Genomic DNA, 25,577 nt, shown 5'->3' on the forward strand with positions numbered 1-25,577 from the left:
TCCTTACGCTTCTGCCGGCTCGGCGGCCGGTGCCTCGTCACCCCGTTTCAGGATGTCGGCAACCTTCTTGCCACGGCGCTGGGCGACCATGCGCGGGCTGGTCTGCTTGCGCAGGCCATCAAGCGTGGCGCGGATCATGTTGTAGGGGTTCTGCGAGCCGTTCGACTTGGCGACCACGTCCTGAACACCCAGCATCTCGAACACGGCGCGCATCGGGCCGCCGGCGATGATGCCGGTGCCGTGCGGGGCGGTGCGCATCACCACCTTGCCCGCGCCGTGACGTCCCTCGATATCGTGGTGCAGGGTGCGGCCCTCGCGCAGAGGAACGCGCATCATGCCACGCTTGGCGGCCTCGGTGGCCTTTCGGATCGCCTCCGGGACCTCCTTGGCCTTGCCCTTGCCAAAGCCTACGCGCCCCTTCTGGTCACCGACGACGACGAGCGCCGCGAACCCGAAGCGCTTGCCGCCCTTCACCGTCTTGCTGACGCGGTTGATCGCGACGAGACGGTCGGCGAATTCCGGAGCTTCGTCGCGGTCGCGACGGTCTCGGCGGTTGTCATCTCTTGCCATATCTCTCGTCTCCTCAGATCTTCAGCCCGGCGTCGCGCGCGGCATCGGCCAGCGCCTTGACGCGGCCATGATAGATGAAGCCGCCGCGATCGAAATACGCCTCGGTCACCCCGGCCTTCTTTGCCCGCTCGGCAACCGCCTCGCCGACCTTGGCCGCCGCCTCGACAGTGCATTTGCCCACGAAGCCCAGGTCCTTTTCCAAGGTCGAGGCCGCCGCCAGCGTCACGCCCTGCACATCGTCGATGAGCTGCACGCTGATATTCTTGTTCGACCGGTGCACCGAGAGGCGCACGCGCCCCGCATTCACCTTGCGAAGTTTGCTCCGAACGCGCAGGCGGCGTTTCTGGAACAGTTTTCTCTTGCTGTTTGCCATCTGTCGCGTTCCTTACTTCTTCTTGCCTTCCTTCTGGAAGATATACTCGCCCTTGTAGCGGATGCCCTTGCCCTTGTAGGGCTCGGGGCGCCGCCAGTCGCGGATATTGGCCGCGACTTGTCCGACGAGCTGCTTGTCGGTGCCCTCAACCACCAGTTCGGTCTGCTTGGGCGCCGTAACGGTCACGCCGTCGGGGATCGGGAAATCCACGTCATGGCTGTAGCCGAGGTTGAGCCTGAGCACGTTGCCCTGCACCGCTGCCCGGTAACCGACCCCGCGGATTTCCAGCTCCTGGCGGAAATTCTCCTTGGCGCCGTGCACCATGTTGGCGATGACCGTGCGGGTCATGCCCCATTGCTGGCGCGCGCGCTTGGACTTGCCGCGCGGCGTGACCGTGATGGTGCCATCTTCGATAGTGATGGTCACATCGTCGGTCGCGGTGAAGGTCTTGGCGTCCTTGGGACCCTTGATTTCGATGGTCTGGCCCGAGAGCGTGGCGGTGACGCCATCGGGCAGGGCCACGGGTTGCTTGCCGATACGAGACATGTCCGGGCCTCCCTCAAAATACCGTGCAGAGCACTTCGCCGCCAACATTGGCTGCGCGCGCGGCTGCATCCGACATCACACCCTTGGGGGTGGAGACAATCGACACGCCGAGACCCTGACGGACCTGCGGGATGTCCTTGACGCCCATATAGACGCGGCGGCCGGGCTTGGAGACCCGCTTCATCTCGTGGATGACCGGGGTGCCCTCGTAGTACTTGAGGCTGATTTCCAGCTCCGGGTGGCCCGTGGCACCGGTCGCGCTATCGTAGCCGCGAATATAGCCCTCGGAGGCCAGCACGTCGAGCACGCGAACGCGCATCTTCGAGGCGGGCGTGCGCACGGTGGATTTGCCGCGCATCTGCGCGTTGCGGATACGGGTGAGCATATCGCCGATAGGATCGTTCATCACACGGGTCTCCTTACCAGCTCGATTTCACCACGCCGGGCAGTTGCCCGGCGGAGCCCAGGTCGCGCAGCGCGATCCGGCTGATTTTCAGCTTGCGGTAATAGGCGTGCGGACGCCCCGTAAGCTGACAGCGGTTGTGCAGGCGCGTGGCCGAGCTGTTGCGCGGCAGTTGCGCGAGCTTGAGGGAGGCGCGGAAACGCTCTTCCATCGGCTTGTCCTGATCGTTGATGATCTCCTTGAGCGCGGCACGCTTCTTTGCGTAACGATCCACCAACTTCTGGCGCTTCTTCTCGCGCTCGATCATTGCTTTCTTGGCCATGTCTTGATCCTCCCCCGGCTCAGCTGTTGAAGGGCATGTTGAAAAGCTTCAACAGCGCCTTGGCTTCAGCGTCGGTCTTCGCCGTGGTTGTGATGATGATATCCATCCCCCAGACTTCGTCGACCTTGTCGAAGTTGATTTCGGGAAAGACGATGTGTTCCTTGATGCCCATCGCATAATTGCCGTGACCGTCGAAGGACTTGCCCGAGACGCCGCGGAAGTCGCGGATGCGGGGCATGGCCACGGTGATGAGACGATCGAGGAAGTCATACATCCGGTCGCCGCGCAGCGTGACCTTGGCACCGATCGGCATCCCCTCGCGCAGACGGAAGCCGGCGATGGAATTGCGTGCCGTGGTGGTGACCGCCTTCTGGCCTGCGATGGCGGACAGGTCTTCCTGCGCCGACTTGGCCTTCTTGGAGTCCCTCACCGCCTCGGCGCCGCAGCCGATATTGAGCACGATCTTGTCAAGACGCGGGATCATCAAGTCGTTGGTATAGCCGAACTCTTCCTTCAGAGCGGGCTTGATCGTGTCGCGGAACTGCGTGCGCAGGCGCGGGGTATAGGTTGCGGTATCAAGCATCGATCGCGTCCCCCGTGGTCTTGGCGTAGCGCACCTTCTTGTCGCCCTCGGTCCGGAAACCGACGCGGGTGGCCTTGCCGTTCTTGTCGAGCATGGCGAGGTTGCTGAGATCGATCGGCATCGCCTTGGGGATGCGTCCGCCCTGCGTCTGCTGGCTCTGGCGGGTGTGGCGGATCGCCATGTTCACGCCCTCGACCACGGCCTTGCCGGCCTTGGGATCGACGCTGAGGATGGTGCCGGTCTGGCCCTTGTCCTTACCGGCGAGCACGACGACCTTGTCGCCCTTCTTCAGTTTCGCAGCCATCTTACAGCACCTCCGGGGCGAGCGAGATGATCTTCATGAAGTTCTTGGACCGCAGCTCGCGCACGACCGGCCCGAAGATACGGGTGCCGACGGGCTCGCCTGCGTTGTTGAGGATCACCGCGGCGTTGCGGTCAAAGCGGATGGCGGTGCCGTCCTCGCGACGGACCTCCTTGGCGGTGCGCACGACGACGGCCTTGCGCACGTCGCCCTTTTTCACGCGGCCGCGTGGGATGGCTTCCTTTACCGAGACGACGATGATGTCGCCCACGGACGCATACTTGCGCTTGGACCCACCCAGGACCTTGATGCACTGCACCCGGCGTGCGCCGGAGTTGTCAGCGACATCCAGATTGGTCTGCATCTGGATCATGTGGTTTCTCCCGACCTGTGGGGGCTGTTCTGGCTCTTTCCCCCAGGGTTTCGATCAAACCGGATGGTGCGAAGGTTCAGGCCTCCAGCACCTCCCAGCGTTTCGACTTGGATTTCGGCGCGCACTCGATGATGCGAACCGCGTCACCTTTCTTGAAGGTGTTGTTCTCGTCATGCGCCCGGTACTTCTTGGACTTGCGGATGGTCTTTTGCAGGACCGGGTGCTTGAAACGGCGCTCGACCGAAACGGTGACGGTCTGGGCGTTGGCGTCCGAAGTGACGGTGCCTTGCAGGATTCGTTTGGGCATGGTCTCAGGCTCCCTGCTCGGCGGCCGCACCGCGGGCCTTCTCGTTGAGGATCGTTTTCACGCGCGCGGCGTCGCGGCGGGCGCGACGCATCTGCGCGGCGTTCTCAAGCTGGCCGGTGGCCGCCTGGAACCGCAGGTTGAACTGTTCTTTCTTGAGCCGGACAAGCTCGTCCCGGAGCTGGTCCGGGGTCTTGTCACGCAGATCGCTGGCATTCATCGCCATAACTTCCTTCTCAAAACACCGGCGAGCCCCTGACAAGCGTCTCAGGGTCACCCGAAACCCGGTGGATGGATTTCATCACGCACGAATCCCCAGCCTGGGCCGGGGCGCGGATTGCGGCTCTATAAGGGAGGCGGTCACGGAGGGCAAGGGAAGAATTGCCAACCCGGACCAAAGGGGCCGCCCGGAACACCGGGCGGCCTGGCAGCGGTCAGCCGTTGACGCTGTCCTTGAGCGCCTTGGCAAAGGTCATCTTGACCTGGCGGTCGGCAGGCTTGCGCATCTGCTCGCCGGTAGCGGGGTTGCGCACCATGCGTTCGGGGCGCTCGCGGCAGTAGATCTTGCCCACGCCCGGCAGCGGCACGGCGCCACCATTCGACACTTCGCGGGTGACGACGGCCACCACCGCGTCGAGCGCGGCACCGGCAGATTTCTTGTCGCTGCCCATCTCCTCGGCCAGTGCGGCAACGAGCTGGGTCTTGGTCATCGGCTTCGCCATTGTTCGGTCTCCTTCGTATCACTGCCCGTCTCTGGGGCCTCGGTGGCGCGATTAAACGCCATGATGTGGTCAAACACAACGACTAGGGGGCAAAAGCAAGGGTTTTTCCCGCATTTTGTGCCGATTTTCGCTCAGTCAGAGGAACGCTGTCTCCTCGAACGAGCGCAATTTGCGGCTGTGGATGCGTTCGAGCGGCATTCGCCGCAGCGATTCCATCGCGCGAATCCCGATCATCAGGTGGCGCGAGACCTGTGACCGGTAGAAATCCGAGGCCATGCCGGGCAGTTTCAGCTCGCCCTGAAGCGGCTTGTCGGAGACGCACAGAAGCGTGCCATAAGGCACACGGAAGCGAAAGCCGTTGGCGGCGACCGTCGCGCTCTCCATGTCGAGTGCGATGGCGCGCGACTGCGAGAGCCGCTGCACCGGGCCCGCATGCTCGCGCAATTCCCAGTTGCGGTTGTCAACGCTGGCCACGGTGCCGGTGCGCATCACCCGCTTGAGATCGAACCCGTCGAGTTGGGTTTCGGCGGCCACCGCCTCCTGCAAGGCGATCTGGATCTCGGCCAGCGCCGGTATCGGCACCCAGGCGGGCAGGTCGGCGTCGAGCACGCGATCCTCGCGCAGGTAGGCATGGGCCAGCACGAAATCGCCCAGCGACTGCGAATTCCTCAGCCCCGCGCAATGGCCCACCATCACCCAGGCATGGGGGCGCAGCACGGCGATGTGGTCGGTCGCGGTCTTGGCGTTGGACGGCCCCACACCGATATTGACGAGCGTGATCCCAGCGCCATCGGCGCGCTTGAGGTGATAGGCAGGCATCTGCGGCAGCCGGTCGGACGCGGGCAGATTGGCATCGGGGCCGGTGATCGTGGCGTTGCCGGGCACCACGAAGGCAGTATAGCCGCTCTCGGGCGTGCCGAGCGCCTGCCGCGCGAAGGCCTCGAACTCGGCCACGTAGAACTGATAGTTAGTGAACAGCACGTAGTTCTGGAAATGCCCCGGATCGGTGGCAGTGTAATGCGCCAGCCGCGCCAGCGAGTAATCCACCCGCTGCGCGGTGAATGGCGCGAGCGGGCGGGTGCCATCGGGGACCGGCTGCCAGGTGCCGTTTACGATGTCGTCATTGGTGGTCGCGAGGTCGGGCACGTCGAACACGTCGCGCAAGGTGAACGCCGCCGCCCCCTCCTGCGGCACGTCGAGCGCCGCCTCGCCCGCCACCGCGAAATGCACGGGCATCGGTGTCTCCGATAGCCCGATGGTGACCGGCACGCCGTGATTGTCCAGAAGCAGGCCGATCTGCTGCTCAAGATAGGCGCGAAAGAGGTCGGGCCGGGTGATAGTGGTGGCATAGGTGCCGGGATAGGAGACGTGACCAAAGCTCAGCCGGCTGTCGATGGTGGCGAAGGTGGTCGTGGTCAGCCGGATTTCGGGGTAAAGCGCGCGGACACGCCGCGGCGGGATCTTGCCGGTGATCGCGCCAGCGAATGCATCGCACAGGAACTGCGTTCCACGCTCGTAGAGCAGGCACAGCCGATCGACCGCCGCGCGCGCGCAAGTAAATGCCTCTGGCCCGGGCAAATCGGGTGGCAGGAGCGGAATATCCGGGTCGGCGGGGGGCATGGCTGCGTCCTGTCGCGGGGATGTGCGCGCCACGTTGACACGGGCGGGGGCCGCGATCAAGCTGCGCCCCAAAGGAGCATGCGCATGAATCTTGAGACCGTCAGCCCGGCACAGTTCGGGGCAAGCCTGCGGGGCTTTGGCCTCAACCTGCTGGTGCGCGATGTGTCCGCAGAGGCGGCCTTTCTCGCGGAGGTGTTCGGCATGGTGCCGCACCGGCTGAGCGAGGATTTTGCGATCATGGAATACCACGGCCATCTGATCCAGCTTCACGCCGATCACACCTACGGGGCACACCCCCTGCTCGGCCTCGTGCCCGAGAGCCCGCCACGCGGCGCGGGGGCGTCGCTGCACCTGTTCGACAGCGACCCCGATCGCGCCGCCGCGCGGGCGGAGGGCGCGGGCGGGCACGTCCTGCAGGCCCCCGCCAACAAGCCGCACGGACTGCGCGAGACCTGCATCCTGTGCGAGAACGGCTATGCGTGGGCGGCCTCGCGCCCCCTGACCGATGACGAAAGGAAAGACATATGAGCGTAACCGAACTCAAGCCCAACATGGAGCACTGGCAGGCGCGCGTGGACCTCGCCGCTGCCTTTCGCTGGACCGCGCGGCTGGGGATGCACGAGGCGGTGGCCAACCATTTCAGCCTCGCCATCAACGAGGACGGCACGCGGTTCCTGATGAACCCCAACCAGATGCATTTCGCCCGCATCCGCGCCAGCGACCTGATCGAGGTGGACGCCACGGACCCCGACACCATGGACAAGCCGGGCGCGCCCGACCCGACGGCCTGGGGGCTGCATGGCGGGCTGCATCGGCATTGCGGCCACGCGCGCTGCGCCATGCACGTGCATTCGATCCACGCCACCGTGCTCGCCTGCCTCGAGGACAGCCGCCTGCAGCCCATCGACCAGAACTGCGCCACCTTCTACAACCGCCATGTGGTGGACGAGGCCTATGGCGGGCTGGCGTTCGAAGACGAGGGCGCGCGCTGCGCACGGCTTTTGCGCGATCCGCGGCACAAGGTGCTGGTGATGGGCAATCACGGCGTCATGGTGATCGGCGACACGGTGGCCGAGACGTTCAACCGCCTCTATTATTTCGAGCGCGCCGCCGAGACCTACATCCGCGCGCTCCAGACCGGGCGGCCGCTTCGGGTGCTCTCGGACGCCGTGGCGGAAAAGACCGCGCGCGAGCTCGAGGAATATCCCGAACAGGCCGAGCGTCACCTCGACGAGTTGAAGGCCATCCTCGACGCAGAAGGATCGGATTACGCGGCCTGAGCGGGCGGGCGCCGGAGAGGCCGGCGCCACGCCTGCGGGACGCGGCTACCTGCGTCAGGCGCGCACCAGCGCCTCGTAGGCTTCCGCGATGTCGCGGGTCATCGCGCCCACCTCGAAGCTGTAATCGCCGATCTGCCCCACCGGCGTGACCTCGGCGGCCGACCCGGTGAGCCAGCACTGTTCGAACCCTTCCAGTTCCTCTGGCATGATGTGGCGCTCGTGCACCTTGATCTGCCGGTCCTTCAAGAGGCCGATCACGGTCTGCCGCGTCAGCCCGTTGAGAATCGCGTCGGGCAGTGGCGTGTGCACCTCGCCATCCTTGACGAAGAAGATGTTGGCCCCCGTCGCCTCGGCCACGTATCCGCGATAATCAAGGAACATAGCGTCTGAGCACCCCTTGGCCTCGGCGGCGTGTTTGGACATGGTGCAGATCATGTAGAGGCCGGCCGCCTTGGCCGCGACGGGGATGGTCTCGGGGCTCGGGCGCTTCCACTTGGCGATGTCGAGCTTGGCGCCCCTGGTCTTGGCGTCGCCGTAATAGCTGCCCCATTCCCAGGCGGTGACCGCCATGCGGATCGGGTTGCGCGCGGCCGCTACGCCCATGTCCTCGCCCGCGCCGCGAAACGCCAGCACCCGCACATAGGCATCGCTCAGCCCGTTGGCGTCGAGCACCGCGCGCTTGGCGGCCTCGATCTCGTCCACGCTGTAGGGGATCGGCATGTCCATCAGCTCGCCCGATTTCAGCAGCCGCTCGGAGTGCGCCCGGCTCTTGAATACCTTGCCACTGTAACAACGCTCGCCTTCGAAAACCGAGCTTGCATAATGCAACGCGTGGCTGAGGATGTGCACATTGGCGTCACGCCAATCGATGAGCTTGCCATCCATCCAGATCTTGCCGTCGCGATCATCATAGCTTGCCATGAGCCAGTCCTTCACCGTATTTCCATTTATTGCGCCAATTACGACCACATCGGACATAAAATTACGCGGTTTCCACGATTCGCTACCAATTCGATCTTGGAATGTCAATAAAGCTGACGTAATGTCATCTCAAGGACGATGATTTGTGAACGGGGTGCCGGTATGGGAGAGATGCAGGGTGGCGAGAACCTCTTGTTTCTCACCGACGAACAGTTGCGGCAGGGGATCGAGGCGATGTTCTTCGCCTATCGCGGCTTCACCGCCGATCCCGACCGCATCCTTGCGACCATGGCCTATGGCCGCGCCCATCACCGGGCGCTGCATTTCATCGCGCGCATCCCCGGCACCACCGTCAACAACCTCCTCGCCATCCTTGGCGTGACCAAGCAATCGCTCAACCGGGTATTGCGCACGCTGATAGAGGACGGGCTGGTGGAAAGCCGCGTGGGCACCAGCGACCGGCGCGAGCGAAACCTGCACCTTACCGAGGCCGGGGCGGCGCTGGAACGCAAGCTCTCGGACGCACAGCGCGCGCGCATGCGCGCCGCCTACCGCGCCGCCGGCCCGCAAGCGGTGGCCGGATTCCGGCAGGTGCTTGAGGCGATGATGGAGCCCGAGTTGCGCAGCCTCTACCACGCGATCAGGGAGTCCGACACATGACCGAGCCAGCTCCGCACCTGCTTATTGTGGACGATGACGAGCGTATCCGCGACCTGCTGCGCAAATTCCTTATACGCCAGGGCTTTCTCGTGTCGGTCGCGCGCGATGCTGGCCATGCGCGGCGGGTGCTGGCGGGGCTTGATTTCGACTTGATCGTGATGGACGTGATGATGCCCGGCGAAAGCGGGCTGGACCTCACCCGCGCCCTGCGCGAAACGAGTTCCACGCCGATCCTGCTCTTGACAGCCAAGGGCGAAACCACCGACCGCATCGAGGGGCTGGAGGCCGGTGCCGACGACTACCTGCCCAAGCCGTTCGAGCCGCGCGAGCTGCTACTGCGGATCAACGCCATCCTGCGCCGGATGCCCGAGCCGGAGCCAGAGGAAAAACAGCCCAAAATCGTGCAAATGGGACCTACGCGCTATGATATCGAGCGCGGTGAACTGAGCCGTGGGGGCCTACCGGTCAAGCTCACGGCGACCGAGGTGCAGCTCATGCGTATCTTCGCCGAGAACCTGCGACAGGCGATCAGTCGCACGCGGCTCGTGGAGGAGCTGGGGCGCGACAACGGGCAGGCACAGGAGCGCGCGGTCGATGTGCAGATCACCCGCCTGCGCCGCAAGATCGAAAGCGATCCAAAACAGCCGCGCTACTTGCAGACGGTGCGCGGCGAGGGCTACATGCTCAGCCCCGACTGACGGTCACGGGCAATACATTCACACACGCAAATGTGACGAGCCGATCCGCTGTTTGCGGTTGAGATTCGGCGCGCAAGCCCGCCTTCTGGGAACGGCCCCGGTGGGGTCACGCTATTTTCAACAGGAGTGATCCGACATGCGATTGACCAGAATTTTCACCGCCACGGCGACCAGCCTCGCGCTTCTGGCCGGCACTGCACTGGCCGCGCCGGTCTCGGTGACGACCGTTCTAGATCCGCAAGAGCAGATGCGCTTCGAGATGGGCGACGGCAGCAAGCATTTCGTGCTCGCCGTGCGCCGCGAGGGTGTCTCGGAAGGAGAGGGCGTGCTCGGCGGGGCCGATGTCACGGAGTTCGGCTGGCACGACATCAACCCGCCCAACGCAGGCGACCCCCAGGGTTACCTGCGCTTCACAGCGCCGAACGGTGACGTGGCGATCGTCAAGTTCACCGTGCGCGCGGTGTTCATGAAAGGCGTGGAGAAACCGGTGTTGCACGATAACGGATTTTGGGAATTGGTGAGCGGCACCGGGCAGTTCGCGGGCAAGCGCGGCGTCGGTGCGCTCAAGATCGAGCCAGCGGGCGGACCGAAGCGGCTCTTCACCCTCACCGGCGAGATCGCCGACGCCCCCTGAACGCCGCGGTGGAAAGAGGGGCGCCGCCCACGTCGCGCTCCGCGCCACTCCCGGCTCAACTCCGCGAGCGAAGCCTGCGATCGCTGTATTGCAGCTTTGACGGTGTGCGTGGTCGTGGCGCTCCCGTGACGAACTTGTCCCATAATGCTTCCTTCCATGCCTGCGAAAGGATCGCACCATCAAACCGTGGGATTGAACACTTAACTATCACCCAGGTTGCTCAGAATACTTTCAGCATTAATAATTGATTGTGCTATTTCGGTTGTTGTAGTCCGCTTAGTCATTGCCTGCTTGCGAATGATATCATAAGCCTCGCGCTCGGCAATCCCGCGATGTCTCATCAGAATGAACTTTGCGTCATTTACCTTTTGCACATTATCCAGTTTTTCCCGGAGCTTCGCCATGTCCTTGGAGAAACGTTCCTGTTCGGACTGATAACGCCGAGCCATGAGCATACTACTGAGAACACCCGCTGCGCGGACCGGTTTCATGAGGACGGCATGCGCGCCAATCTCGAGAATGACATTCAAAACCGAGGGATTTTCATACCCGATAATCGCAATGATCGTTACGGGTTTTTCGCGCTTTTCCAGAAAGCCCTTCAGCTTGGTCGCCGATTGATCGGTCACGTCAATGAGGACCATGTCGAATTTATCTGGCAGGTCTCTTGGCACAGGCCACATGTGATCAAACCCGCACCCGATCCGGTTGACCTGTTGCAGAAGCTCGTCCGCACTCCGGTCTCGTGGGTGGATCAGCAGGACATTCTGATCTCGCAGGTCGCGGATCAGGTCATGCATGACGTCCGCCACCTCGCCCGCCGCCGACGGACACCTTCTGGGTGTGGAAGCTCCAGTCATGTATTGCCGGGAAGACAAGGTAAGGGTCGGGCTTTATTGCGCGCCGAACCTTGAGATCAATCACGAATTCACCGTCCTCATTGACCGTTGCGATACGCGATTGGAGGTATGTGTGGTTGTTGTCCGGGTCAATCTTGATCTGGCCCTGTGGCGCGTCGAAGGAGGCACCGAGCAACGCCTCGCGCAGACAGTCTGTATCCATTTCTCCTGTCTCCTCCAAGGCCGCCGCAAAAAGATGGACCTGACTGTAAGCCGCTTCGCAGCAACTCGTAACATCAATAGTCGAACCAAACTTCTGTTCATAGGCTTTCAGGAAACGGCGGTTCGCCACAGAACTAATCGAACGAAAGTAAGGAGCAGCGGTGATATGACCCACCGATGCGCGTGCGCCGATCGCGTTGATCTCACCTTCGTTCGTCGTGAGGCTGGCGATGGGGCAGACACGACCATCACCGCCAGCTGCGTGGTAGGAGCGGTAGAACTCGATGCACGATTGTCCGACGATGGTGGAAAAGATCGCATCTGGGCGGACATCCATTATGTCCTTGATCACGTCATCGAAGCCATCGGAACAGGTATGCAGGTCAAAATAGCGTTCGCCAACCACCTCGCCGCCTCCTTGCCGCAGGACATTGCGCATGACGCGATTGGATTCATACGGGTAGATATAGTCAGAGCCTACGAAGAATATGCGCTTGCCGAAGGCGCTCATCAGGTAGTTTGCGAGCGGCACGCTGTTCTGGTTGGGACATGCACCGCCGTAGATCACGTTCGGGGAATATTCGAACCCCTCGTACAGGGTCGGATAAAAGAAGAGCGCATTGCGCCTCTCGACCACGGGTAGAACCTCTTTGCGAGAGGAGGACATGTAACAGCCGAAGATGACGTTTACCTTGTCTTCGATGATCAGACGCTCGGCCAACTCACCATAACGCGGCACGATCGAACCCGGATCATAGCTCACCGGCTCGAGAGGCGACCCTTTAATACCACCCATTGCATTTATTTCGTCAATCGCAAGCAATGCCCCATTGAGCTGCGACTGCTCTATTATCGAGGTCACACCCGATGTTGAAAAAAGCAGTCCGATCTTCCAGCTTCCATTCCTTGTCACGAAGTGGCACCTCTGTTCAGGAGTATTCAAATTGCACCGTCCCATCTTTGCGGTCGGCGAGGATATGTGTTGTCATTTGTTTCGATCCACCGATAGACGGAACAGGCCTGTCCAGAAGAAAGCCAGCCAGTGGGAACTCCAGATGCCGACGCATCGCCCGCCGCAAGCCGCGCGCGCCAAACCGTTTATCATAACCTTCGGAAGAAAGAAAATCCCTCAGCGTTGTGCTGATGCCGAGAGAAAGATCATGTTTGCGAAGGCGGCGGTTGAGTCTTGTCAGCTCAACATCGACAAGCGCAGGGACCTTGTCGCGCGAAATCCAGTTGAAAGTATCGACATGATCGATCCGGTTGACCAGTTCCGGTGGAAATCGCTCAAGGAGACATTTCATGACGATGTCATGTGCCTGCGCACGTCGGCTTTTCCCGAATGAACGCAACCTTCTCAGTATCCCTCCGCCGCGTTCGTCCAAAGCCATCAGTTCGCGTGCCCCGAGATTGGAGGACATGAAGACCAGGGCATTCCTGAAGGAATATGTTTTTTCACCCGACGCCACGGTCAGCAGACCGTTGTCAAAAACGTTCATGAGCGCCAGAACGACCTCGTTGCTGGCCTTTTCCAATTCATCGAACAGCACAAGCCCCGGAAGATTGCGGGTGCCTTCGATCTTTTCCTGATCGAGAATGGTGGTGCCTTCCTTGGACCCGACATAGCCTGGAGGCGCGCCCGTAAGGGCCGCCGCGTAATGCTCCTGGGCGAGCGTGTTCATATCGATGCGACAGAACGCATCGGCATCACCGTAGAGTGCGCGCGCAAGCGTTCGCACGGTTTCCGTCTTGCCCACGCCGGTCGGACCGCAGAACAAGACGGTTGCCAGAGGCTTGCGTGGATCGCCGATATCAGCCCGGACCACCTTGAGGATATCGAGCAGCTCTTTGATGCTCTCGTCCTGACCGATGATGGCGGCCCGCAATTCCGCCTCGACCAGGCCGAGGTCGAATGTGAAACGGGAAATCAAACCGGTCTCGGGCTTCCTGACGCTTTCGGCCACGGTCATGCGCGCATTCTCGTCCGCCAAGGCGGCACCGAGCTTCTGCTGGCGTGCGGTATCATGCAGTCGGTCGGTCAGAAACGGCATCGTCGCTCCATCGGCTCAAGGGGAGAGGAACGGCGCAACGTGGCGCCGTTCCCAAAGGTCGGACCGCGCAGGGTCAATCCGCTTCTTTCTCTTTCGCGCCGGTGGGCAGGCTGCCAACCGGGCAGCAGGCCACGCCAATGGTCGAGCGGGTCAGGGACTCGACATGCTCGCGGGTTTTTTCCGCATCGTTCACCCAGTTGCGGTAGAACTCGAACGGGCATTCTGCCACGCCCTTGTCGCCGTCGCCCGAAGCATGGACGCCGGTGTATCCGCGGTGAAGCAGCTTGAAGAGGTGGTTCTGCGACTGATCGTTGGCACGAGCGTCGCGGATCTCGGGGATCGACAGCTGCGCGTATTGAATTCCCATGTCTTCTTCACCGCATTCGCCCAGCGTGCGACCATCGAAGCCAATGATTGCCGAATGTCCGAAGTAGGAATAGACACCATCGAAACCCGCGGCATTCGCGACAGCCACGTAGCTGTTGTTTGCCCAGGCCATCGCCTTGGCCATGATCACCTGCTGCTCTTTCGCGGGATACATGTAGCCTTGGCATCGAACGATCAGCTCGGCCCCTTTCATGGCGCAGTCCCGCCAGATCTCGGGATAGTTTCCATCATCACAGATGATCAAGCTGACCTTGATGCCCTTGGGCCCTTCGCAGACAAAGGTTTCACTGCCCGGATACCAGCCCTCGATCGGGTTCCATGGCAGAACCTTGCGATATTTCTGCACAATCTCACCCTTGTTGTTCATGAGGATGAGAGTGTTGTAGGGCGTCTTCTTGGGGTGCTCTTCGTGGCGTTCGCCGGTGATTGAAAAGACGCCCCATGTGTTGGCCTTGCGGCAGGCGGCAGCAAAGATTTCGGTTTCCTCACCAGGAATCGTGGCCGCAGTCTCCATCATCTCGTCAGGATCATACATGATCCCTTGAGTGCTGTATTCGGGGAAGATCACCAGATCCATCCCGGGAAGCCCCTGCTTCATACCGACGACCATGTCAGCGATATTCTGTGCGTTTTCCAGAACTTCGGCCTTGGTATGCATCCGGGGCATCTTGTAGTTGACGACCGCAACGCCAACCGTGTTGTCGCTGCTGGAGATGTCACCGTGTCTCATGTCTTGTCCTTTCCTTCAGGTGCTTCGTTGCTGCTTGCCCGACCCTCAGAAGGTCAGGTGCTTCTCCACGACGGAGTCGGTGAGATCCGTGCTGTGCCCGCTCAGGACCACGCGGCCCTTGTCGAGCACCAGAAAGCGGTCGGAGGCGCGGCGCGCAAACGGCACGTTTTGCTCCACGAGGATGATGCCGAGACCGCGTTCCTTGTTCAGTCGAATGATGGCTTCTTCGATCTGTTTGACGATGTTGGGCTGGATGCCTTCGGTCGGCTCGTCGAGAATGAGTATCTTGGGATCCATAGCGAGCGCCCGCGCGATTGCCAGTTGCTGCTGCTGTCCGCCGGAAAGGTCTCCGCCTTTGCGACTAATGAACTCATCAAGTATCGGGAACATTTCAAAGAGATGCTCGGGAATATCGCGCCTGCCGTCGGGGCGAGCGAACGTGCCCATCAGGATATTCTCCCGCACCGTGAAGCTCGGGATGATCTCACGGCCCTGTGGAATGTAGGCAATACCGAGTTGCGCCCGTTGCGACGTGCTGAGGCCGAGCAAGTCGTTCTCTCCGAACACAAGTCCGCCATCGCAGCGATGGGTGAGACCCATGATCGATTTGAGCAACGTGGTCTTGCCGACACCGTTACGGCCCAGAATTGCGAGAAACTCGCCCGGGTTCAGATCGAAGGAGATACCCTGGATAACCGGGCTCTTGCCATAGAAGGAGTAAAGGTCCTTTGCTCGCATGGTTTCCATGATCAATGCCCCAGATACGCTGTTTTGACGTCTTCGTTGGTCTCGATCTCTTCAATCGAGCCCTCGGCCAACATCGATCCGCGGTTCATGACGACGATGCGATCCGCGACGGTGCGGACGAACGACATGTCATGCTCGACAACGATAAGCGTGTGCGACTCACTGAGAGATCGGAATATCTCGGCTGTGCGCCCAGTTTCCTCGATGGTCATGCCGGCGGTGGGTTCATCCATGAGGATCAGGCGGCTGTCCTGCGCGATGAGCATGGCGATTTCGAGCCATTGTGTTTCACCGTGTGACAGGTTGCCGGCCAACTCATTGGCCTTGGCCTCGAGCCCGATGCGCTCGAGGATCGGTGCCGCGGCGTGCCCGTCCGACAGGGCGAAACGCGTGAGGGCGTGCAATATTCCGGGTCGGCGCGAGCGGGCCACCGACAGGTTTTCGGCCACCGTCAATTCCTTGTAGACGGAAGGCACCTGAAACTTGCGTCCGATACCCAAACGCGCGCGCCGGAATTCCAGCAAGTGCGATATTTCGGTTCCCTCGAAGCGGATCGAGCCGCCGGTTGGTTGGGTCTTCCCGCAGATGAGGTCGAGTGTGGTCGACTTGCCCGCGCCATTCGGACCGAGAAGACAGAGGATTTCGCCTTCGGCCACGCTGAAGCTGAGACCATCAACTGCCCTTAGCCCGCCGAAATCGACATGCAAATCGTTTACCTGCAGTTGAGACATGATCAGTTCTCCTGTCCGGACTTGACCGGTTCGGGCTGCAAATGCGGCCTCGTCGAAATGGTTCGTTCTTTCTGGAGTCGACCGCCGATGAACCGCCATGCATCCCCAACCAACCCGTTCAGGCCGCGCGGCATGAACATCACCACGAAAACGAAGATAACGCCGAGCATCAGGTTCCATCCTTCGACAAAGATGTCCGACAGACGCCCTTCGAGGAGATTCACCAAGATTGCACCGATCGCAGCAGCGAGAACGGAGTCCCGTCCGCCGACGGCACACCAGATCACGATGGCCAAGCTGAACGAGACGCTCATGTAAGTCGGGGACGCGAATTCCAGCACCAGCGTGTAAAGCATGCCCGCCCAGCCCGCGAGCGCCGCCGAGATACAGAAGATGACTGTCTGGAAATTGGCCACGTTGTAGCCCAGGAACCGGGTTCGGTCAGCATCCTCGCGTATCGCACGCAGGATCAGCCCGAACTTGCTGTGCGTGAGGTAGAGCCCGATTGTGATCGCTGTGACCAGACAGCCTGCGACCAGATAGTAGAAGCCGACGCCATAGGTATCGACGCTCCAGCCCAGCACATTGAGCGGGGCCAGTCCTGTCAGGCCATTCTGGCCGCCAGTGATGCCCTGTTCCTCGATCACAACCAATTGGAAGGCCACGAGAAAAGCCAAGGTGATGATCGCGACAAAGACGCCGGCAATTCGCGCGCGGAACATGAACATTGCGATCAGTCCGCCTACGAATGCCGGCACCAGGAGCCCGGCCAACAGGGTAAAGCCGAGTGAGTGAAAGGGGACCCAGATCAGCGGAAGCTCTGGGACATTGTTCCAACCCATGAAGTCGGGAAGCCCGTCGCCACTCGCCTTGAGTTTGAGATGCATGGCCATGGCATAAGAGCCCATGCCGAACGTCGCCGCCTGGCCAAGATTGAGCAGTCCGGCGCCACCCCACGATAGCGCCAGCGCAAGAGACGCGATGCCAAGCGCGAGATACCGGGCAAACGTGTTGAGCTCGAACCCGTCGAAACCCATCAGTGCGGGCACTCCCAGCACGATCACCAGTGCAAATATCACCAACGCCACAAGGTCGTAGAATAATCTCGTCGTCATGTTGTTCTCCTCAGCGGCGCGTGTTTGAAGGGAAGAGACCGCGCGGACGGAACCTGATCAGAACGATGATTCCAGCCAGCACTGCGATACGACCAAGGGTGTCATTGAACAGCATTGAGAAGAGCGCCGTCGCCTCACCGATCAGCACCGCCGCGCTGGCGGCACCCAGCAAGCTGCCAAGCCCACCAACGATCACGACGAGGAACGCATCGACGACAAGGCCCGTTCCCATGGTGGGAATGGTGCTGAAGAGAGGCGTGATTAATGCACCGGCTACTCCGGCAAGGCCCGCACCATAGGCAAACGTGACCGAATAGATATGCTTTGCTTCTATGCCATAGCATTCGGATATCTGCCGGTTCTGAATAACGGCACGAAGTTTCATGCCAAATTCGGTGCGCGTCATGAGTGCCCATGACGCGGCCAGAACGGCCAGCGAAAACAAGATCACGAATATGCGGTAGTTCGACATCACGAGCCCGCCGATCTCAATGTTGCCACTGAGAAGTTCCGGGCCTTTCACGAAGCGCGATTCCGCGCCAACGGACAATCGCACCACCTGTTGCAGGATGATCCCAATGCCCCAAGTCGCAAGGATCGTGTCCAACGGGCGGTGGTAGAGCCGCTGAACAATAACCCGCTCGATGATCCAGCCGACCGCGCCCACGGCCACGAAGACGAATGGCAAGGCCACGATGATGCTGAACCCTGCATAGGTCTGTAGTGCCCACGCGGCATAGGCGCCGAGCATGACAAACTCACCATGTGCAAGATTGATGACGCCCATCGCGCCATAAATGATAGCCAGCCCCAAGGCGATCATCAGCAGGATCGAGGCCATGCTGAGACCGGCGAACATCTGGTTCAATATGACGTCCATCGATACACCCTTCCAGTTGACCCGGCTCCTGTGTCGGAGCCGGGCAGTCCGGTTCTTGTCGGATTTTTGTGCTTGGCGTCAGGCCTGCACCAGGCCCTCGCCGGTGCATGTCTGCCCCTCGTAGGCAGCATATGGCAGGGGGGCGACGCGCTCTTGCGATTGAAGCAGAACTTCGGCCTGGCCATTCGACTGCCACTGACCGATCTTGGGCCAGAGATGCGTGTGGAGGTTCTCGTCGATCAGCACTTCGCCCTGCGGCGCGGTGAGTGTCAGGCCTACGGCGGCATCACGGATCGTCTCCGGGGTGATGTTCGCCGGGTCCAGCTTCTCCAGTGCCGCTTTGAACTGATACACTTGGAAGTAAGCCGCTTCGCTGACGAAGTGCGTGACCTGGTCCGCGCCATAGCGTGACTGGTAGGATTCGACGAACCGCTCGTTTTCCGGTGTTTGGGTGCCCATGAAGTAGGGAGCGGACGAAAAGTGGCCGGCCGCGGCCTCGCCGCCGATAGCCTTCACCTCGACCTCGGAACGCGTGAGGCTCACGACCGGCATTTTGGCCGGATCAAGCTCTGCCGCATGGTATTGCCGGGCAAAAGCAACGTCGGAGTCTCCGACGACGGTCGCAAAGATCACATCCGGCTCTTCTGCGCGTATGCGGTTGATCACCGAGCTGAAGTCCGAGTGCCCCAGTGGCACGTATTCCTCGTGCACCACTTCACCACCGTGCTTGGCCAGCAGGGTCTTGCAATAGTTGTTTTCCTCTTTCGGATAGACGTAGTTGTTGCCGATCATGTAGAAGCGCGGCCCGAAGTTCTCGATCGCCCACGGGATCAATTCGTCCTGCTGCTGGTTCGGCACGGCACCACCATACATCACGTTGCGCGAGCATTCGCGACCTTCGTAGAGCGTCGGATACCAGTAGAGATTGCTGCGCTGCTCTGTAACCGGGAGCACCGCCTGACGGCTTGCCGACGTGTAGGAGCCGAAGACGCTCACGCATTTGTCACGGATCATCAGACGACGCGCCCGGTCAGCGTAGGTGGCCGGATCAGACGCCGGATCCTCAATGATGGGCCGCAGTTGGCGACCATGTACACCACCTGCCGCATTGATCTCCTCGATCGCCATCAAAGCGGCATCGTGAAGGGTGCTTTCGACCACGGCCACGGCACCAGTCAGTGAGAACAGCAAGCCCACTGGAATATCGTTGCCCTGTGCAGCTGCGCGGCCAATCGTCGTAAGCAAGGCCGGAGCCGACAGCGCGCCGGCTGTCCCCACAGCTCCGACACTGCTCAGAAAATCGCGACGTTTCATACTGACTTCTCCTCTGTTGGATCCGAGCGGCCGGTTCATTCGGCAACAAAAAAAGGCCCTTCAACGCGGTTCGTGACCGCAGTTGAAGAGCCTCTTTGCTCATTTGATTTTCAGACTCGCATTTGAGCCTGAAACGATCGTTATGCAGAAACGAATTTTTTGCAACAATATTTTACTAAGGAGTTTTAGATGCTTAGAAGGTTACTGAAGAAGTCGGACTTGAAAGACGCCACGCCTGCCGTCGTGATTTGGAAGCGGGTCACCCGCGGATGCGGACCTCAGATCCAGGCCGCGCCGTTCGTCAGCCCGGACGGGATTTCGGTCGACGGGCCCACAACACGCCAGCCACCAAAGAAAGCGCACAAGACCTGATGGAGCACGAGGAGTTGCGCGCTATTGCGCCACACTGCAGCTGTTCACATGCGGAAGTGGGCATCTTCATGGACGAGATAGCCCGGTATCTCGGGCACTCGGATTCGCGGATCACCGCCCCCATCTACGCGCGCGACAGCCCGGAACATATTCGCAAGGCGGCCAACGTACTGGAATTCAGCCAGCGTTCAGGTTCAATGAACCTGAGAACCCTGTCTTGAAGAAGAAAAAGGCCCCGCTGGGGGCCTTGTTTCATTGGTCGGAGTGAGAGGATTCGAACCTCCGGCCCCTGCCTCCCGAAGACAGTGCTCTACCAGGCTGAGCTACACTCCGACCGTGGCGGGCGGGATAGACGAGGGCCGGGGCTTTGGCAAGGCCGAAATGCGCCCCCGCGCCCACGTCAGAGGCTTTCGTCGAGCGCCGCGAGCACGGCGTCGCCCATGCCCGAGGTGCTGACCGGCGTGCCGCCCTCGGGGCCCATCAGGTCGGCGGTACGCAGACCGTCGGCAAGCACCTTTTCCACAGCCCGCTCGACGCGCGCGGCCTCGTCGCCCATGTCAAAGGAATAGCGCAGCGCCATGGCGAAGCTCAGGATACAGGCGATCGGGTTGGCCTTGCCCTGCCCCGCGATATCCGGCGCGCTGCCGTGCACCGGCTCGTAGAGCGCCTTGGGCCGACCGTTCTCCATCGGCAGGCCGAGCGAGGCCGAGGGCAGCATGCCCAAAGAGCCGGTGAGCATCGCGGCGAGATCCGACAGCAGGTCGCCGAAGAGGTTGTCGGTCACGATCACGTCGAACTGCTTGGGCCAGCGGGTGAGCTGCATCGCGCCCGCGTCGGCATACATGTGGCTGAGTTCCACATCCGGGTATTCGGCGTCGTGCACCTCCTGCACCACCTCGCGCCAGAGCACGCCCGATTCCATCACGTTCGCCTTTTCCATCGAGCAGACCCTGTTGTCGCGCTTGCGGGCAAGCTCGAACGCCGAGCGGGCCACGCGGGCGATCTCGGACTCGGTGTAGCGCTGCGTATTGATGCCGACGCGCTCGTTGCCCTCCTTGTGGATGCCGCGCGGTTCACCGAAATAGACGCCAGAGGTCAGCTCGCGCACGATCATGATGTCGAGGCCGGCAACGACGTCCTTCTTCAGCGACGAGAAATCCGCCAGCGCGTCAAAGCATTGCGCGGGCCGCAGGTTGGCGAAGAGGTCCATCTCCTTGCGCAGCCGCAGAAGGCCACGCTCGGGCTTCACGCTGAAATCGAGGCTGTCGTATTTCGGCCCGCCCACGGCCCCCAGCAGCACCGCGTCGACCGCCTGCGCCTTTTCCATCGTCGCATCCGCCAGCGGCACCCCGTGCACGTCATAGGCGCAGCCGCCCACCAGGTCTTCGCTCACGTCGAAGGCGATGCCGCGCCTCGTCCCGAACCAGTCGATGATGCGGCGCACTTCGGCCATCACCTCGGGGCCGATGCCGTCGCCGGGCAGGATGAGAAGCGAAGGGGTGCTCATGGCGGTCTGTCCTTTGAAATGTCTCGTTGCGTGGATGGCCTATAGGCAGGGGTGGACGGGGTCAAGAAAGCCCACTCAGTCGAGCGTGAGATCGACCCATATGAGCCGGTGCGGCCCCGCTGCCTCTGCCTCCGCCCGGTCCGGCGCATCCTCGGGCGGCCAGAGGATGCCCGCGCCCGTCACCGCCAGATCGGCGGAGGGCAGGATATAGCTCACCCGTAGCGGGCCCGTCTCATCCCACGCCACGGTGGCGCGCCCCGGCAGCGGATCGCGCAGGCGCGGATCGGCGAGCAGCGCGCGGATCCCTCCGCGCCGCCCCTCGCCCGCGTTCGGATCGAGGTTGGCGTCGCCGATCACGACGAAGCGACGCGTCGGCGGGTCGCCGAACGCGCCGTCGAGATAGCGCTGCCAGAAACGGATTTCGTCGTGGTTGCGTCGCCCGTTGCGATCCTCCTCGCCGTCGAAGACCGGCGTGGTGGCGTGAAACGTCATGAGCGAGACAGACCCCGAGGGCAGCCGCAGCGGCACCACCCAGTGCCCCACCGACGACAGCCGCTGCACGGCCTGCGCCTCCTGCGACGGAAACGGCCGCCCGTCGGGCCAGCCTGGTAGCAGCGCGCCCGGCAGATCCCGCCACAGCATCGCCGAAAAGTCGCGCGCACCCTCGCGGTCCAGCGGATAGCGCGACAGGATCGCCATGCCGCCCTGTCCCGAAAACGTGCCATACCCTTGCGCATCCCGCGGCCCCCCGCGCCGCCCATCGCCATCCATATCGAGCCCCGTGGGCCAGCCGGTATTGGGCCTTAGCGCGAAGAGGTGGGGATAGTTGGGGCCATTCTCGGCGATCCGATCGCGCAGCGCCGAAAGCGCGCGCAGGCCGTAGTCATAATCGACCCCCTGCACGACCAGAACGTCCGGCGCCACCGCCGCGATCAGCCCGGCGATGGCCTTGATGCGTGGATCGCCGCCGCGCCGCAGGTCGCGCAGCAACAGCCCCGGCCCATCGCGGTCAAGCTCGAGGTGCCAGGTCGCGAGCCGCAATGTCCCGGCCCCGGCCCCGGCAGAGAGGGCGGCCACGAAAAGCGCCACCAGCAGCACAAGGCGCGCGCTCACACGCCCTGAAGCACGCGGCCCTCGTCGACGGGCGATTGCGCGGCGGCGTAGGAGCGGCGGCGCTTGTCCTCGATCATTGCCGCGATCCGCTGCATGGCGATGCCCCGCATCAACAGGCTTGCCGGCAGAAAGGCCCATGCGCTCACCGTCCAGATCAGTGTTTGCGGATCGGCCAGCGAGACCGGGCCGAAAATCGCCGCAGCAATCCTGACGATGGCAGGAATGGCAAAGGGCAGCAAGAGCCCCAGCACGAGGTTGAGCACCGCGTCACGGCGCAGCCGGTAGAGGACATCGCCCCCGCCCGTCGGATCAAAAAGCGGCAGGTTGATCCACACGTTGAACGGCCCGCTGCGCGTGGGCCAGCCAAGAAACCGCACGAAGACGGCAAAGACCAGCACCATGCCGATCGACAGCGCATAGGCCAGCGCCGAGGCCCGGCGCAGCATTCCGGACAGCCCCGCATCGGCCTCCCCGGGCAAGAGCACCACCACCAACCGGACGGGCGAGAACGGGAAATCGAGGATATCCGCCAGACGCTCCGCCGCGCCGTTCAGGCTGCCCGAAACGGCAGAGGGCACCACCTGGCCGCGCAACATGATCGATAGCGCGACCAGGATCGCGGCAAGCGTGAAGAAGCGCAGCCGGTTATAGGGCGGGGCAAAGCGGAATTCGAGCATGCCGGGATAACGCGAATTGTATTCCATCGCGGTAAAGACCGCGGCCAGGAGCGCCAGCACGAGCACGATCTGCGCGGTCCCCCGATGCGTGAACGGAATCAACAACGCCGGCGTCGCCACCAGCATGGCCATCAGGAGTGCCCGCGCCAATGCGCCAGGTGTCTGAGAGACCACCGCTCTTTCCCCTTCATCCCGACCGGTCGCGATACGTTGCCGCGCCCTTGTGTCGTTTTGATCCCACCAAATGTGGCGGGCTGCCTCATTGCTGCCCTATTCTTGCCGCGTTTCCTCTAATGCCGCAAGGCACGGGGTCAGCCAACAAAAAACATGGGGCAATTTCGTGGCAGGACTGGTGCAGGAATACATCAATGCATCGGAAAATTTTGGCGCGATTCCCGTCGATTACATCATGTTGTGGTCCGCAGCGGCGCGACCACCACACACCGCGATCCACCCCGCCGCGCGGCGGGGTGGAACCCGTTAGCCGCGTCAGACCCAGGGGCGCGCCTGCGTGGCGCGGGCCTCGAAGGCGTCAATCGCGGCGGATTTTTCCAGCGTCAGCCCGATATCGTCGAGCCCTTCGAGCAGGCAATGCTTCTTGAACGCGTCCACCTCGAAGGAAAACACCTCGCCATCGGAGGTCGAGACGGTTTGCGCCTCGAGGTCCACCTCGATGCGGGCATTGGCGCCCTTCTCGGCCTCTGTCATCAGCACATCGACCTGTTCCTGCGGCAGGGCGATGGGCAGGATGCCGTTCTTGAAGCAGTTGTTGTAGAAGATATCCGCATAGGAGGGCGCGATGATGCAGCGGATGCCGAAATCCTTGATCGCCCAGGGCGCGTGCTCGCGGCTCGATCCGCAGCCGAAATTGTCGCCCGCAACGAGGATCTGCGCGTCGCGATATTGCGGCTTGTTGAGCACGAAATCAGGGATTTCATTGCCGTCATCGTCATAGCGCATCTCGTCGAAGAGATTGACGCCCAGCCCCGAGCGCTTGATCGTTTTCAGGAACTGCTTGGGGATGATCATATCGGTATCGACATTGATCAGCGGCAGCGGCGCGGCGATGCCGCTGAGTTTTTCGAACTTTTCCATCACATCATCTCCCGGACATCGGTCAGCCGACCGGTCACCGCCGCCGCCGCTGCCATGGCGGGGCTCATCAGGTGGGTGCGCCCGCCGCGGCCCTGGCGGCCTTCGAAATTGCGGTTGGACGTGGCCGCGCAGCGCTCACCCGGCGAGAGCTGATCGGGGTTCATCGCCAGGCACATGGAACAACCCGCAAGCCGCCATTCGAACCCTGCCTCCTTGAAGATATCGGCCAGGCCCTCTTCCTCGGCCTGTGCCCGCACGAGACCCGAGCCCGGCACGATCATGGCGCGCAGGCCCTCCTTAATCTTCTTGCCCTTGAGGATTTCGGCAGCGGCGCGCAGGTCCTCGATGCGGCCATTGGTGCAAGAGCCGATGAAGACGGTGTCGATCTCGACCTCGCTCAGCTTCTGCCCCGGCTTCAGCCCCATGTAGTCGAGCGCGCGTTTCGCCGCGTCGACCTTGCCGCCGGTGAAGCTCGACGGATCGGGCACCTCGGCGGTGATCGGCAGCACGTCCTCGGGGCTTGTGCCCCATGTGACGACCGGCGTGATCTCCTCGCCCTTCAGCGTCACCACCTTGTCCCAATGGGCATCATCGTCGGAATAGAGCGTCTTCCACCACTCCATCGCCATTTCCCACTGCGCGCCCTTGGGCGTATGGGGGCGGCCCTTGATATACTCAAAGGTCACCTCGTCCGGCGCGATCAGGCCCGCGCGCGCACCGCCCTCGATGGCCATGTTGCACACGGTCATGCGGCCTTCCATCGACAGCGCGCGAATGGCCTCGCCGCAATACTCGATCACGTGGCCGGTGCCGCCCGCGGTGCCGGTGGCGCCGATCACCGACAAGGTGATGTCCTTGGCGGTCACGCCGGGCGAGAGCTTGCCGGTGATCTCCACCTTCATGTTCTTGCCCTTGCGCTGGATCAGCGTCTGCGTGGCCAGTACATGCTCCACCTCGCTGGTGCCGATGCCATGCGCCAGCGCGCCGAAGGCGCCGTGCGTGGCGGTGTGGCTGTCGCCGCAGACCACGGTCATGCCCGGCAGGGTCCAGCCCTGTTCAGGGCCGACGATATGCACGATGCCCTGGCGGATATCGTTCACCGGGTAATAGTTGATGCCGAAATCCTGTGCGTTCTTGTCCAGCGCCTCTACCTGGATGCGGCTCTCGGGGTTCTCGATCCCCTTCACCCGGTCAGGCGTGGTGGGCACGTTGTGATCGGGCACGGCAATGGTCTTTTCCGGCGCACGCACGGCGCGCCCCGCCATGCGCAGCCCTTCGAATGCCTGCGGGCTGGTAACCTCGTGGACGAGGTGGCGGTCGATATACAGAAGACAGGTGCCGTCGTCGGCCTCGTGGGCCAGATGGGCATCCCAGATCTTGTCATAGAGTGTCTTGGGGGACATGGGTCCTCTCCCGTTGCTGATGGCTGCGGTCGGATGGTAAGTGGGGCGCGCGCCGTCAGAGACGCGCCAGCACAGAGTGCTGCG

34 protein-coding genes, 1 tRNA gene and 1 pseudogene are annotated in these 25,577 nt (G+C 62.2%); 7 read left to right on the top strand and 29 right to left on the bottom strand.

Annotated features, from left to right (window positions below; translation table 11 throughout):
- Positions 1-3: 3 nt before the first annotated feature.
- The 12 genes from rpsE to AC13D8_RS12880 all read right to left on the bottom strand — a co-directional run bounded on the left by rpsE (position 4) and on the right by AC13D8_RS12880 (position 6,117).
- On the bottom strand, positions 4-570 hold the full coding sequence (gene rpsE / locus AC13D8_RS12825) for a 30S ribosomal protein S5 (RefSeq protein ID WP_104017203.1): 567 nt from the start codon (positions 568-570) through the stop codon (positions 4-6).
- Positions 571-583: 13 nt separating this feature from the next.
- Positions 584-943, bottom strand: coding sequence for a 50S ribosomal protein L18 (gene rplR / locus AC13D8_RS12830; protein WP_129434275.1), 360 nt, complete (start codon positions 941-943; stop codon positions 584-586).
- Positions 944-955: 12 nt separating this feature from the next.
- Positions 956-1,489 (bottom strand): 50S ribosomal protein L6, encoded by a 534-nt coding sequence (rplF, locus tag AC13D8_RS12835; protein ID WP_104017205.1) that lies wholly within the window; start codon positions 1,487-1,489, stop codon positions 956-958.
- Positions 1,490-1,502: 13 nt separating this feature from the next.
- Positions 1,503-1,895, bottom strand: coding sequence for a 30S ribosomal protein S8 (gene rpsH / locus AC13D8_RS12840; protein WP_482969159.1), 393 nt, complete (start codon positions 1,893-1,895; stop codon positions 1,503-1,505).
- 13 nt (positions 1,896-1,908) lie between these two features.
- On the bottom strand, positions 1,909-2,214 hold the full coding sequence (gene rpsN / locus AC13D8_RS12845) for a 30S ribosomal protein S14 (RefSeq protein ID WP_104017207.1): 306 nt from the start codon (positions 2,212-2,214) through the stop codon (positions 1,909-1,911).
- Positions 2,215-2,233: 19 nt separating this feature from the next.
- Entirely contained in the window at positions 2,234-2,797 is a 564-nt protein-coding gene (gene rplE / locus AC13D8_RS12850; protein WP_104017208.1) for a 50S ribosomal protein L5, read from the bottom strand.
- Positions 2,790-3,101: a 50S ribosomal protein L24 gene (gene rplX, locus AC13D8_RS12855; protein WP_129434271.1), complete on the bottom strand. Its 312-nt coding sequence runs from the start codon at positions 3,099-3,101 to the stop codon at positions 2,790-2,792. Before rplX ends, rplE begins: the two co-directional genes overlap by 8 nt.
- 1 nt (position 3,102) lies before the next feature.
- Positions 3,103-3,471: a 50S ribosomal protein L14 gene (gene rplN / locus AC13D8_RS12860; protein WP_104017210.1), complete on the bottom strand. Its 369-nt coding sequence runs from the start codon at positions 3,469-3,471 to the stop codon at positions 3,103-3,105.
- A gap of 76 nt (positions 3,472-3,547) precedes the next feature.
- The gene (gene rpsQ / locus AC13D8_RS12865; protein ID WP_104017211.1) at positions 3,548-3,778 is read right to left on the bottom strand and encodes a 30S ribosomal protein S17; all 231 of its coding nucleotides are present in this window, start codon (positions 3,776-3,778) and stop codon (positions 3,548-3,550) included.
- A 4-nt stretch (positions 3,779-3,782) separates the two neighbouring features.
- Positions 3,783-3,995 carry a 50S ribosomal protein L29 gene (gene rpmC / locus AC13D8_RS12870; RefSeq protein WP_482969160.1) on the bottom strand — a complete coding sequence of 71 codons (213 nt, stop codon included), beginning with the start codon at positions 3,993-3,995 and terminating at the stop codon, positions 3,783-3,785.
- A 214-nt stretch (positions 3,996-4,209) separates the two neighbouring features.
- Entirely contained in the window at positions 4,210-4,497 is a 288-nt protein-coding gene (locus tag AC13D8_RS12875) for an HU family DNA-binding protein (RefSeq protein WP_104017212.1), read from the bottom strand.
- Between the two features lie 135 nt (positions 4,498-4,632).
- Positions 4,633-6,117, bottom strand: a complete 1,485-nt coding sequence (locus tag AC13D8_RS12880; RefSeq protein WP_482969161.1) for an AMP nucleosidase — start codon at positions 6,115-6,117, stop codon at positions 4,633-4,635.
- An 84-nt stretch (positions 6,118-6,201) separates the two neighbouring features.
- Between AC13D8_RS12880 and AC13D8_RS12885 the strand changes: the two genes are divergently transcribed.
- A complete protein-coding gene (locus AC13D8_RS12885) occupies positions 6,202-6,645 on the top strand; it encodes a VOC family protein (protein ID WP_482969162.1) in 444 nt (147 codons plus the stop codon).
- Complete coding sequence (locus tag AC13D8_RS12890; RefSeq protein WP_482969163.1) at positions 6,642-7,397, top strand: class II aldolase and adducin N-terminal domain-containing protein; 756 nt, start codon at positions 6,642-6,644, stop codon at positions 7,395-7,397. Before AC13D8_RS12885 ends, AC13D8_RS12890 begins: the two co-directional genes overlap by 4 nt.
- A 54-nt stretch (positions 7,398-7,451) precedes the next feature.
- Here the strand turns inward: AC13D8_RS12890 and AC13D8_RS12895 are convergent, their stop codons facing one another.
- Positions 7,452-8,318: a branched-chain amino acid aminotransferase gene (locus AC13D8_RS12895; protein WP_104017216.1), complete on the bottom strand. Its 867-nt coding sequence runs from the start codon at positions 8,316-8,318 to the stop codon at positions 7,452-7,454.
- A 162-nt stretch (positions 8,319-8,480) separates the two neighbouring features.
- On the opposite strand from AC13D8_RS12895, the gene AC13D8_RS12900 reads away from it, so the two are divergent.
- The 3 genes from AC13D8_RS12900 to AC13D8_RS12910 all read left to right on the top strand — a co-directional run bounded on the left by AC13D8_RS12900 (position 8,481) and on the right by AC13D8_RS12910 (position 10,310).
- Positions 8,481-8,978 carry a MarR family winged helix-turn-helix transcriptional regulator gene (locus tag AC13D8_RS12900; RefSeq protein ID WP_482969164.1) on the top strand — a complete coding sequence of 166 codons (498 nt, stop codon included), beginning with the start codon at positions 8,481-8,483 and terminating at the stop codon, positions 8,976-8,978.
- The gene (locus AC13D8_RS12905; RefSeq protein ID WP_482969165.1) at positions 8,975-9,676 is read left to right on the top strand and encodes a response regulator; all 702 of its coding nucleotides are present in this window, start codon (positions 8,975-8,977) and stop codon (positions 9,674-9,676) included. The genes AC13D8_RS12900 and AC13D8_RS12905 overlap by 4 nt, the downstream gene beginning before the upstream one ends.
- A gap of 136 nt (positions 9,677-9,812) precedes the next feature.
- Positions 9,813-10,310, top strand: a complete 498-nt coding sequence (locus AC13D8_RS12910) for a hypothetical protein (protein ID WP_482969233.1) — start codon at positions 9,813-9,815, stop codon at positions 10,308-10,310.
- Positions 10,311-10,357: 47 nt separating this feature from the next.
- Here AC13D8_RS12910 and AC13D8_RS12915 read toward each other — a convergent pair.
- From AC13D8_RS12915 to AC13D8_RS12960, 10 genes and pseudogenes are all read right to left on the bottom strand, one after another.
- A pseudogene (locus tag AC13D8_RS12915) lies at positions 10,358-10,453 on the bottom strand (IS481 family transposase); the annotation flags it as partial.
- 57 nt (positions 10,454-10,510) lie between these two features.
- Positions 10,511-11,110, bottom strand: coding sequence for an ANTAR domain-containing response regulator (locus AC13D8_RS12920; RefSeq protein ID WP_241691159.1), 600 nt, complete (start codon positions 11,108-11,110; stop codon positions 10,511-10,513).
- Positions 11,103-12,284, bottom strand: coding sequence for a transporter substrate-binding domain-containing protein (locus tag AC13D8_RS12925; RefSeq protein ID WP_129433885.1), 1,182 nt, complete (start codon positions 12,282-12,284; stop codon positions 11,103-11,105). Before AC13D8_RS12925 ends, AC13D8_RS12920 begins: the two co-directional genes overlap by 8 nt.
- Before the next feature lie 16 nt (positions 12,285-12,300).
- Complete coding sequence (locus AC13D8_RS12930; RefSeq protein WP_482969166.1) at positions 12,301-13,422, bottom strand: AAA family ATPase; 1,122 nt, start codon at positions 13,420-13,422, stop codon at positions 12,301-12,303.
- 73 nt (positions 13,423-13,495) lie between these two features.
- Positions 13,496-14,539, bottom strand: coding sequence for an aliphatic amidase (locus tag AC13D8_RS12935; protein WP_482969167.1), 1,044 nt, complete (start codon positions 14,537-14,539; stop codon positions 13,496-13,498).
- A gap of 45 nt (positions 14,540-14,584) precedes the next feature.
- Entirely contained in the window at positions 14,585-15,286 is a 702-nt protein-coding gene (gene urtE / locus AC13D8_RS12940) for an urea ABC transporter ATP-binding subunit UrtE (protein WP_129433889.1), read from the bottom strand.
- Positions 15,287-15,288: 2 nt separating this feature from the next.
- Positions 15,289-16,116, bottom strand: coding sequence for an ATP-binding cassette domain-containing protein (locus AC13D8_RS12945; RefSeq protein WP_482969168.1), 828 nt, complete (start codon positions 16,114-16,116; stop codon positions 15,289-15,291).
- Positions 16,020-17,132 (bottom strand): urea ABC transporter permease subunit UrtC, encoded by a 1,113-nt coding sequence (gene urtC / locus AC13D8_RS12950; protein ID WP_482969169.1) that lies wholly within the window; start codon positions 17,130-17,132, stop codon positions 16,020-16,022. The genes AC13D8_RS12945 and urtC overlap by 97 nt, the downstream gene beginning before the upstream one ends.
- Before the next feature lie 10 nt (positions 17,133-17,142).
- Positions 17,143-18,012: an urea ABC transporter permease subunit UrtB gene (gene urtB / locus AC13D8_RS12955; RefSeq protein ID WP_482969170.1), complete on the bottom strand. Its 870-nt coding sequence runs from the start codon at positions 18,010-18,012 to the stop codon at positions 17,143-17,145.
- A 78-nt stretch (positions 18,013-18,090) separates the two neighbouring features.
- Positions 18,091-19,326 carry a transporter substrate-binding domain-containing protein gene (locus AC13D8_RS12960; RefSeq protein WP_482969171.1) on the bottom strand — a complete coding sequence of 412 codons (1,236 nt, stop codon included), beginning with the start codon at positions 19,324-19,326 and terminating at the stop codon, positions 18,091-18,093.
- A gap of 219 nt (positions 19,327-19,545) precedes the next feature.
- On the opposite strand from AC13D8_RS12960, the gene AC13D8_RS12965 reads away from it, so the two are divergent.
- The gene (locus AC13D8_RS12965) at positions 19,546-19,698 is read left to right on the top strand and encodes a hypothetical protein (RefSeq protein WP_482969172.1); all 153 of its coding nucleotides are present in this window, start codon (positions 19,546-19,548) and stop codon (positions 19,696-19,698) included.
- A complete protein-coding gene (locus AC13D8_RS12970; protein WP_482969173.1) occupies positions 19,698-19,919 on the top strand; it encodes a hypothetical protein in 222 nt (73 codons plus the stop codon). The genes AC13D8_RS12965 and AC13D8_RS12970 overlap by 1 nt, the downstream gene beginning before the upstream one ends.
- 35 nt (positions 19,920-19,954) lie before the next feature.
- Here AC13D8_RS12970 and AC13D8_RS12975 read toward each other — a convergent pair.
- From AC13D8_RS12975 to leuC, 6 genes are all read right to left on the bottom strand, one after another.
- Positions 19,955-20,031: transfer RNA gene (locus AC13D8_RS12975), tRNA-Pro, on the bottom strand.
- Positions 20,032-20,098: 67 nt separating this feature from the next.
- On the bottom strand, positions 20,099-21,205 hold the full coding sequence (leuB, locus tag AC13D8_RS12980) for a 3-isopropylmalate dehydrogenase (protein WP_104017228.1): 1,107 nt from the start codon (positions 21,203-21,205) through the stop codon (positions 20,099-20,101).
- A 75-nt stretch (positions 21,206-21,280) separates the two neighbouring features.
- Complete coding sequence (locus AC13D8_RS12985) at positions 21,281-22,318, bottom strand: endonuclease/exonuclease/phosphatase family protein (protein WP_482969174.1); 1,038 nt, start codon at positions 22,316-22,318, stop codon at positions 21,281-21,283.
- Positions 22,315-23,169, bottom strand: a complete 855-nt coding sequence (locus tag AC13D8_RS12990; protein ID WP_482969175.1) for a hypothetical protein — start codon at positions 23,167-23,169, stop codon at positions 22,315-22,317. Before AC13D8_RS12990 ends, AC13D8_RS12985 begins: the two co-directional genes overlap by 4 nt.
- Positions 23,170-23,484: 315 nt before the next feature.
- A complete protein-coding gene (leuD, locus tag AC13D8_RS12995; protein WP_482969176.1) occupies positions 23,485-24,090 on the bottom strand; it encodes a 3-isopropylmalate dehydratase small subunit in 606 nt (201 codons plus the stop codon).
- Positions 24,090-25,493 carry a 3-isopropylmalate dehydratase large subunit gene (leuC, locus tag AC13D8_RS13000; protein ID WP_129433902.1) on the bottom strand — a complete coding sequence of 468 codons (1,404 nt, stop codon included), beginning with the start codon at positions 25,491-25,493 and terminating at the stop codon, positions 24,090-24,092. The genes leuD and leuC overlap by 1 nt, the downstream gene beginning before the upstream one ends.
- Positions 25,494-25,577: the final 84 nt, after the last annotated feature.

This window comes from Roseovarius sp. B-10 (genome assembly GCF_056859295.1).

Bases quoted from the DNA above. Each gene is read 5' to 3' on its own strand.
- rpsE (WP_104017203.1), bottom strand. From the start codon at position 570: ATGGCAAGAGATGACAACCGCCGAGACCGTCGCGACCGCGACGAAGCT.
- rplR (WP_129434275.1), bottom strand. From the start codon at position 943: ATGGCAAACAGCAAGAGAAAACTGTTCCAGAAACGCCGCCTGCGCGTT.
- rplF (WP_104017205.1), bottom strand. From the start codon at position 1,489: ATGTCTCGTATCGGCAAGCAACCCGTGGCCCTGCCCGATGGCGTCACC.
- rpsH (WP_482969159.1), bottom strand. From the start codon at position 1,895: ATGAACGATCCTATCGGCGATATGCTCACCCGTATCCGCAACGCGCAG.
- rpsN (WP_104017207.1), bottom strand. From the start codon at position 2,214: ATGGCCAAGAAAGCAATGATCGAGCGCGAGAAGAAGCGCCAGAAGTTG.
- rplE (WP_104017208.1), bottom strand. From the start codon at position 2,797: ATGCTTGATACCGCAACCTATACCCCGCGCCTGCGCACGCAGTTCCGC.
- rplX (WP_129434271.1), bottom strand. From the start codon at position 3,101: ATGGCTGCGAAACTGAAGAAGGGCGACAAGGTCGTCGTGCTCGCCGGT.
- rplN (WP_104017210.1), bottom strand. From the start codon at position 3,471: ATGATCCAGATGCAGACCAATCTGGATGTCGCTGACAACTCCGGCGCA.
- rpsQ (WP_104017211.1), bottom strand. From the start codon at position 3,778: ATGCCCAAACGAATCCTGCAAGGCACCGTCACTTCGGACGCCAACGCC.
- rpmC (WP_482969160.1), bottom strand. From the start codon at position 3,995: ATGAATGCCAGCGATCTGCGTGACAAGACCCCGGACCAGCTCCGGGAC.
- AC13D8_RS12875 (WP_104017212.1), bottom strand. From the start codon at position 4,497: ATGGCGAAGCCGATGACCAAGACCCAGCTCGTTGCCGCACTGGCCGAG.
- AC13D8_RS12880 (WP_482969161.1), bottom strand. From the start codon at position 6,117: ATGCCCCCCGCCGACCCGGATATTCCGCTCCTGCCACCCGATTTGCCC.
- AC13D8_RS12885 (WP_482969162.1), top strand. From the start codon at position 6,202: ATGAATCTTGAGACCGTCAGCCCGGCACAGTTCGGGGCAAGCCTGCGG.
- AC13D8_RS12890 (WP_482969163.1), top strand. From the start codon at position 6,642: ATGAGCGTAACCGAACTCAAGCCCAACATGGAGCACTGGCAGGCGCGC.
- AC13D8_RS12895 (WP_104017216.1), bottom strand. From the start codon at position 8,318: ATGGCAAGCTATGATGATCGCGACGGCAAGATCTGGATGGATGGCAAG.
- AC13D8_RS12900 (WP_482969164.1), top strand. From the start codon at position 8,481: ATGGGAGAGATGCAGGGTGGCGAGAACCTCTTGTTTCTCACCGACGAA.
- AC13D8_RS12905 (WP_482969165.1), top strand. From the start codon at position 8,975: ATGACCGAGCCAGCTCCGCACCTGCTTATTGTGGACGATGACGAGCGT.
- AC13D8_RS12910 (WP_482969233.1), top strand. From the start codon at position 9,813: ATGCGATTGACCAGAATTTTCACCGCCACGGCGACCAGCCTCGCGCTT.
- AC13D8_RS12920 (WP_241691159.1), bottom strand. From the start codon at position 11,110: ATGCATGACCTGATCCGCGACCTGCGAGATCAGAATGTCCTGCTGATC.
- AC13D8_RS12930 (WP_482969166.1), bottom strand. From the start codon at position 13,422: ATGCCGTTTCTGACCGACCGACTGCATGATACCGCACGCCAGCAGAAG.
- AC13D8_RS12935 (WP_482969167.1), bottom strand. From the start codon at position 14,539: ATGAGACACGGTGACATCTCCAGCAGCGACAACACGGTTGGCGTTGCG.
- urtE (WP_129433889.1), bottom strand. From the start codon at position 15,286: ATGGAAACCATGCGAGCAAAGGACCTTTACTCCTTCTATGGCAAGAGC.
- AC13D8_RS12945 (WP_482969168.1), bottom strand. From the start codon at position 16,116: ATGGCGGTTCATCGGCGGTCGACTCCAGAAAGAACGAACCATTTCGAC.
- urtC (WP_482969169.1), bottom strand. From the start codon at position 17,132: ATGACGACGAGATTATTCTACGACCTTGTGGCGTTGGTGATATTTGCA.
- urtB (WP_482969170.1), bottom strand. From the start codon at position 18,012: ATGGACGTCATATTGAACCAGATGTTCGCCGGTCTCAGCATGGCCTCG.
- AC13D8_RS12960 (WP_482969171.1), bottom strand. From the start codon at position 19,326: ATGAAACGTCGCGATTTTCTGAGCAGTGTCGGAGCTGTGGGGACAGCC.
- AC13D8_RS12970 (WP_482969173.1), top strand. From the start codon at position 19,698: ATGGAGCACGAGGAGTTGCGCGCTATTGCGCCACACTGCAGCTGTTCA.
- leuB (WP_104017228.1), bottom strand. From the start codon at position 21,205: ATGAGCACCCCTTCGCTTCTCATCCTGCCCGGCGACGGCATCGGCCCC.
- leuD (WP_482969176.1), bottom strand. From the start codon at position 24,090: ATGGAAAAGTTCGAAAAACTCAGCGGCATCGCCGCGCCGCTGCCGCTG.
- leuC (WP_129433902.1), bottom strand. From the start codon at position 25,493: ATGTCCCCCAAGACACTCTATGACAAGATCTGGGATGCCCATCTGGCC.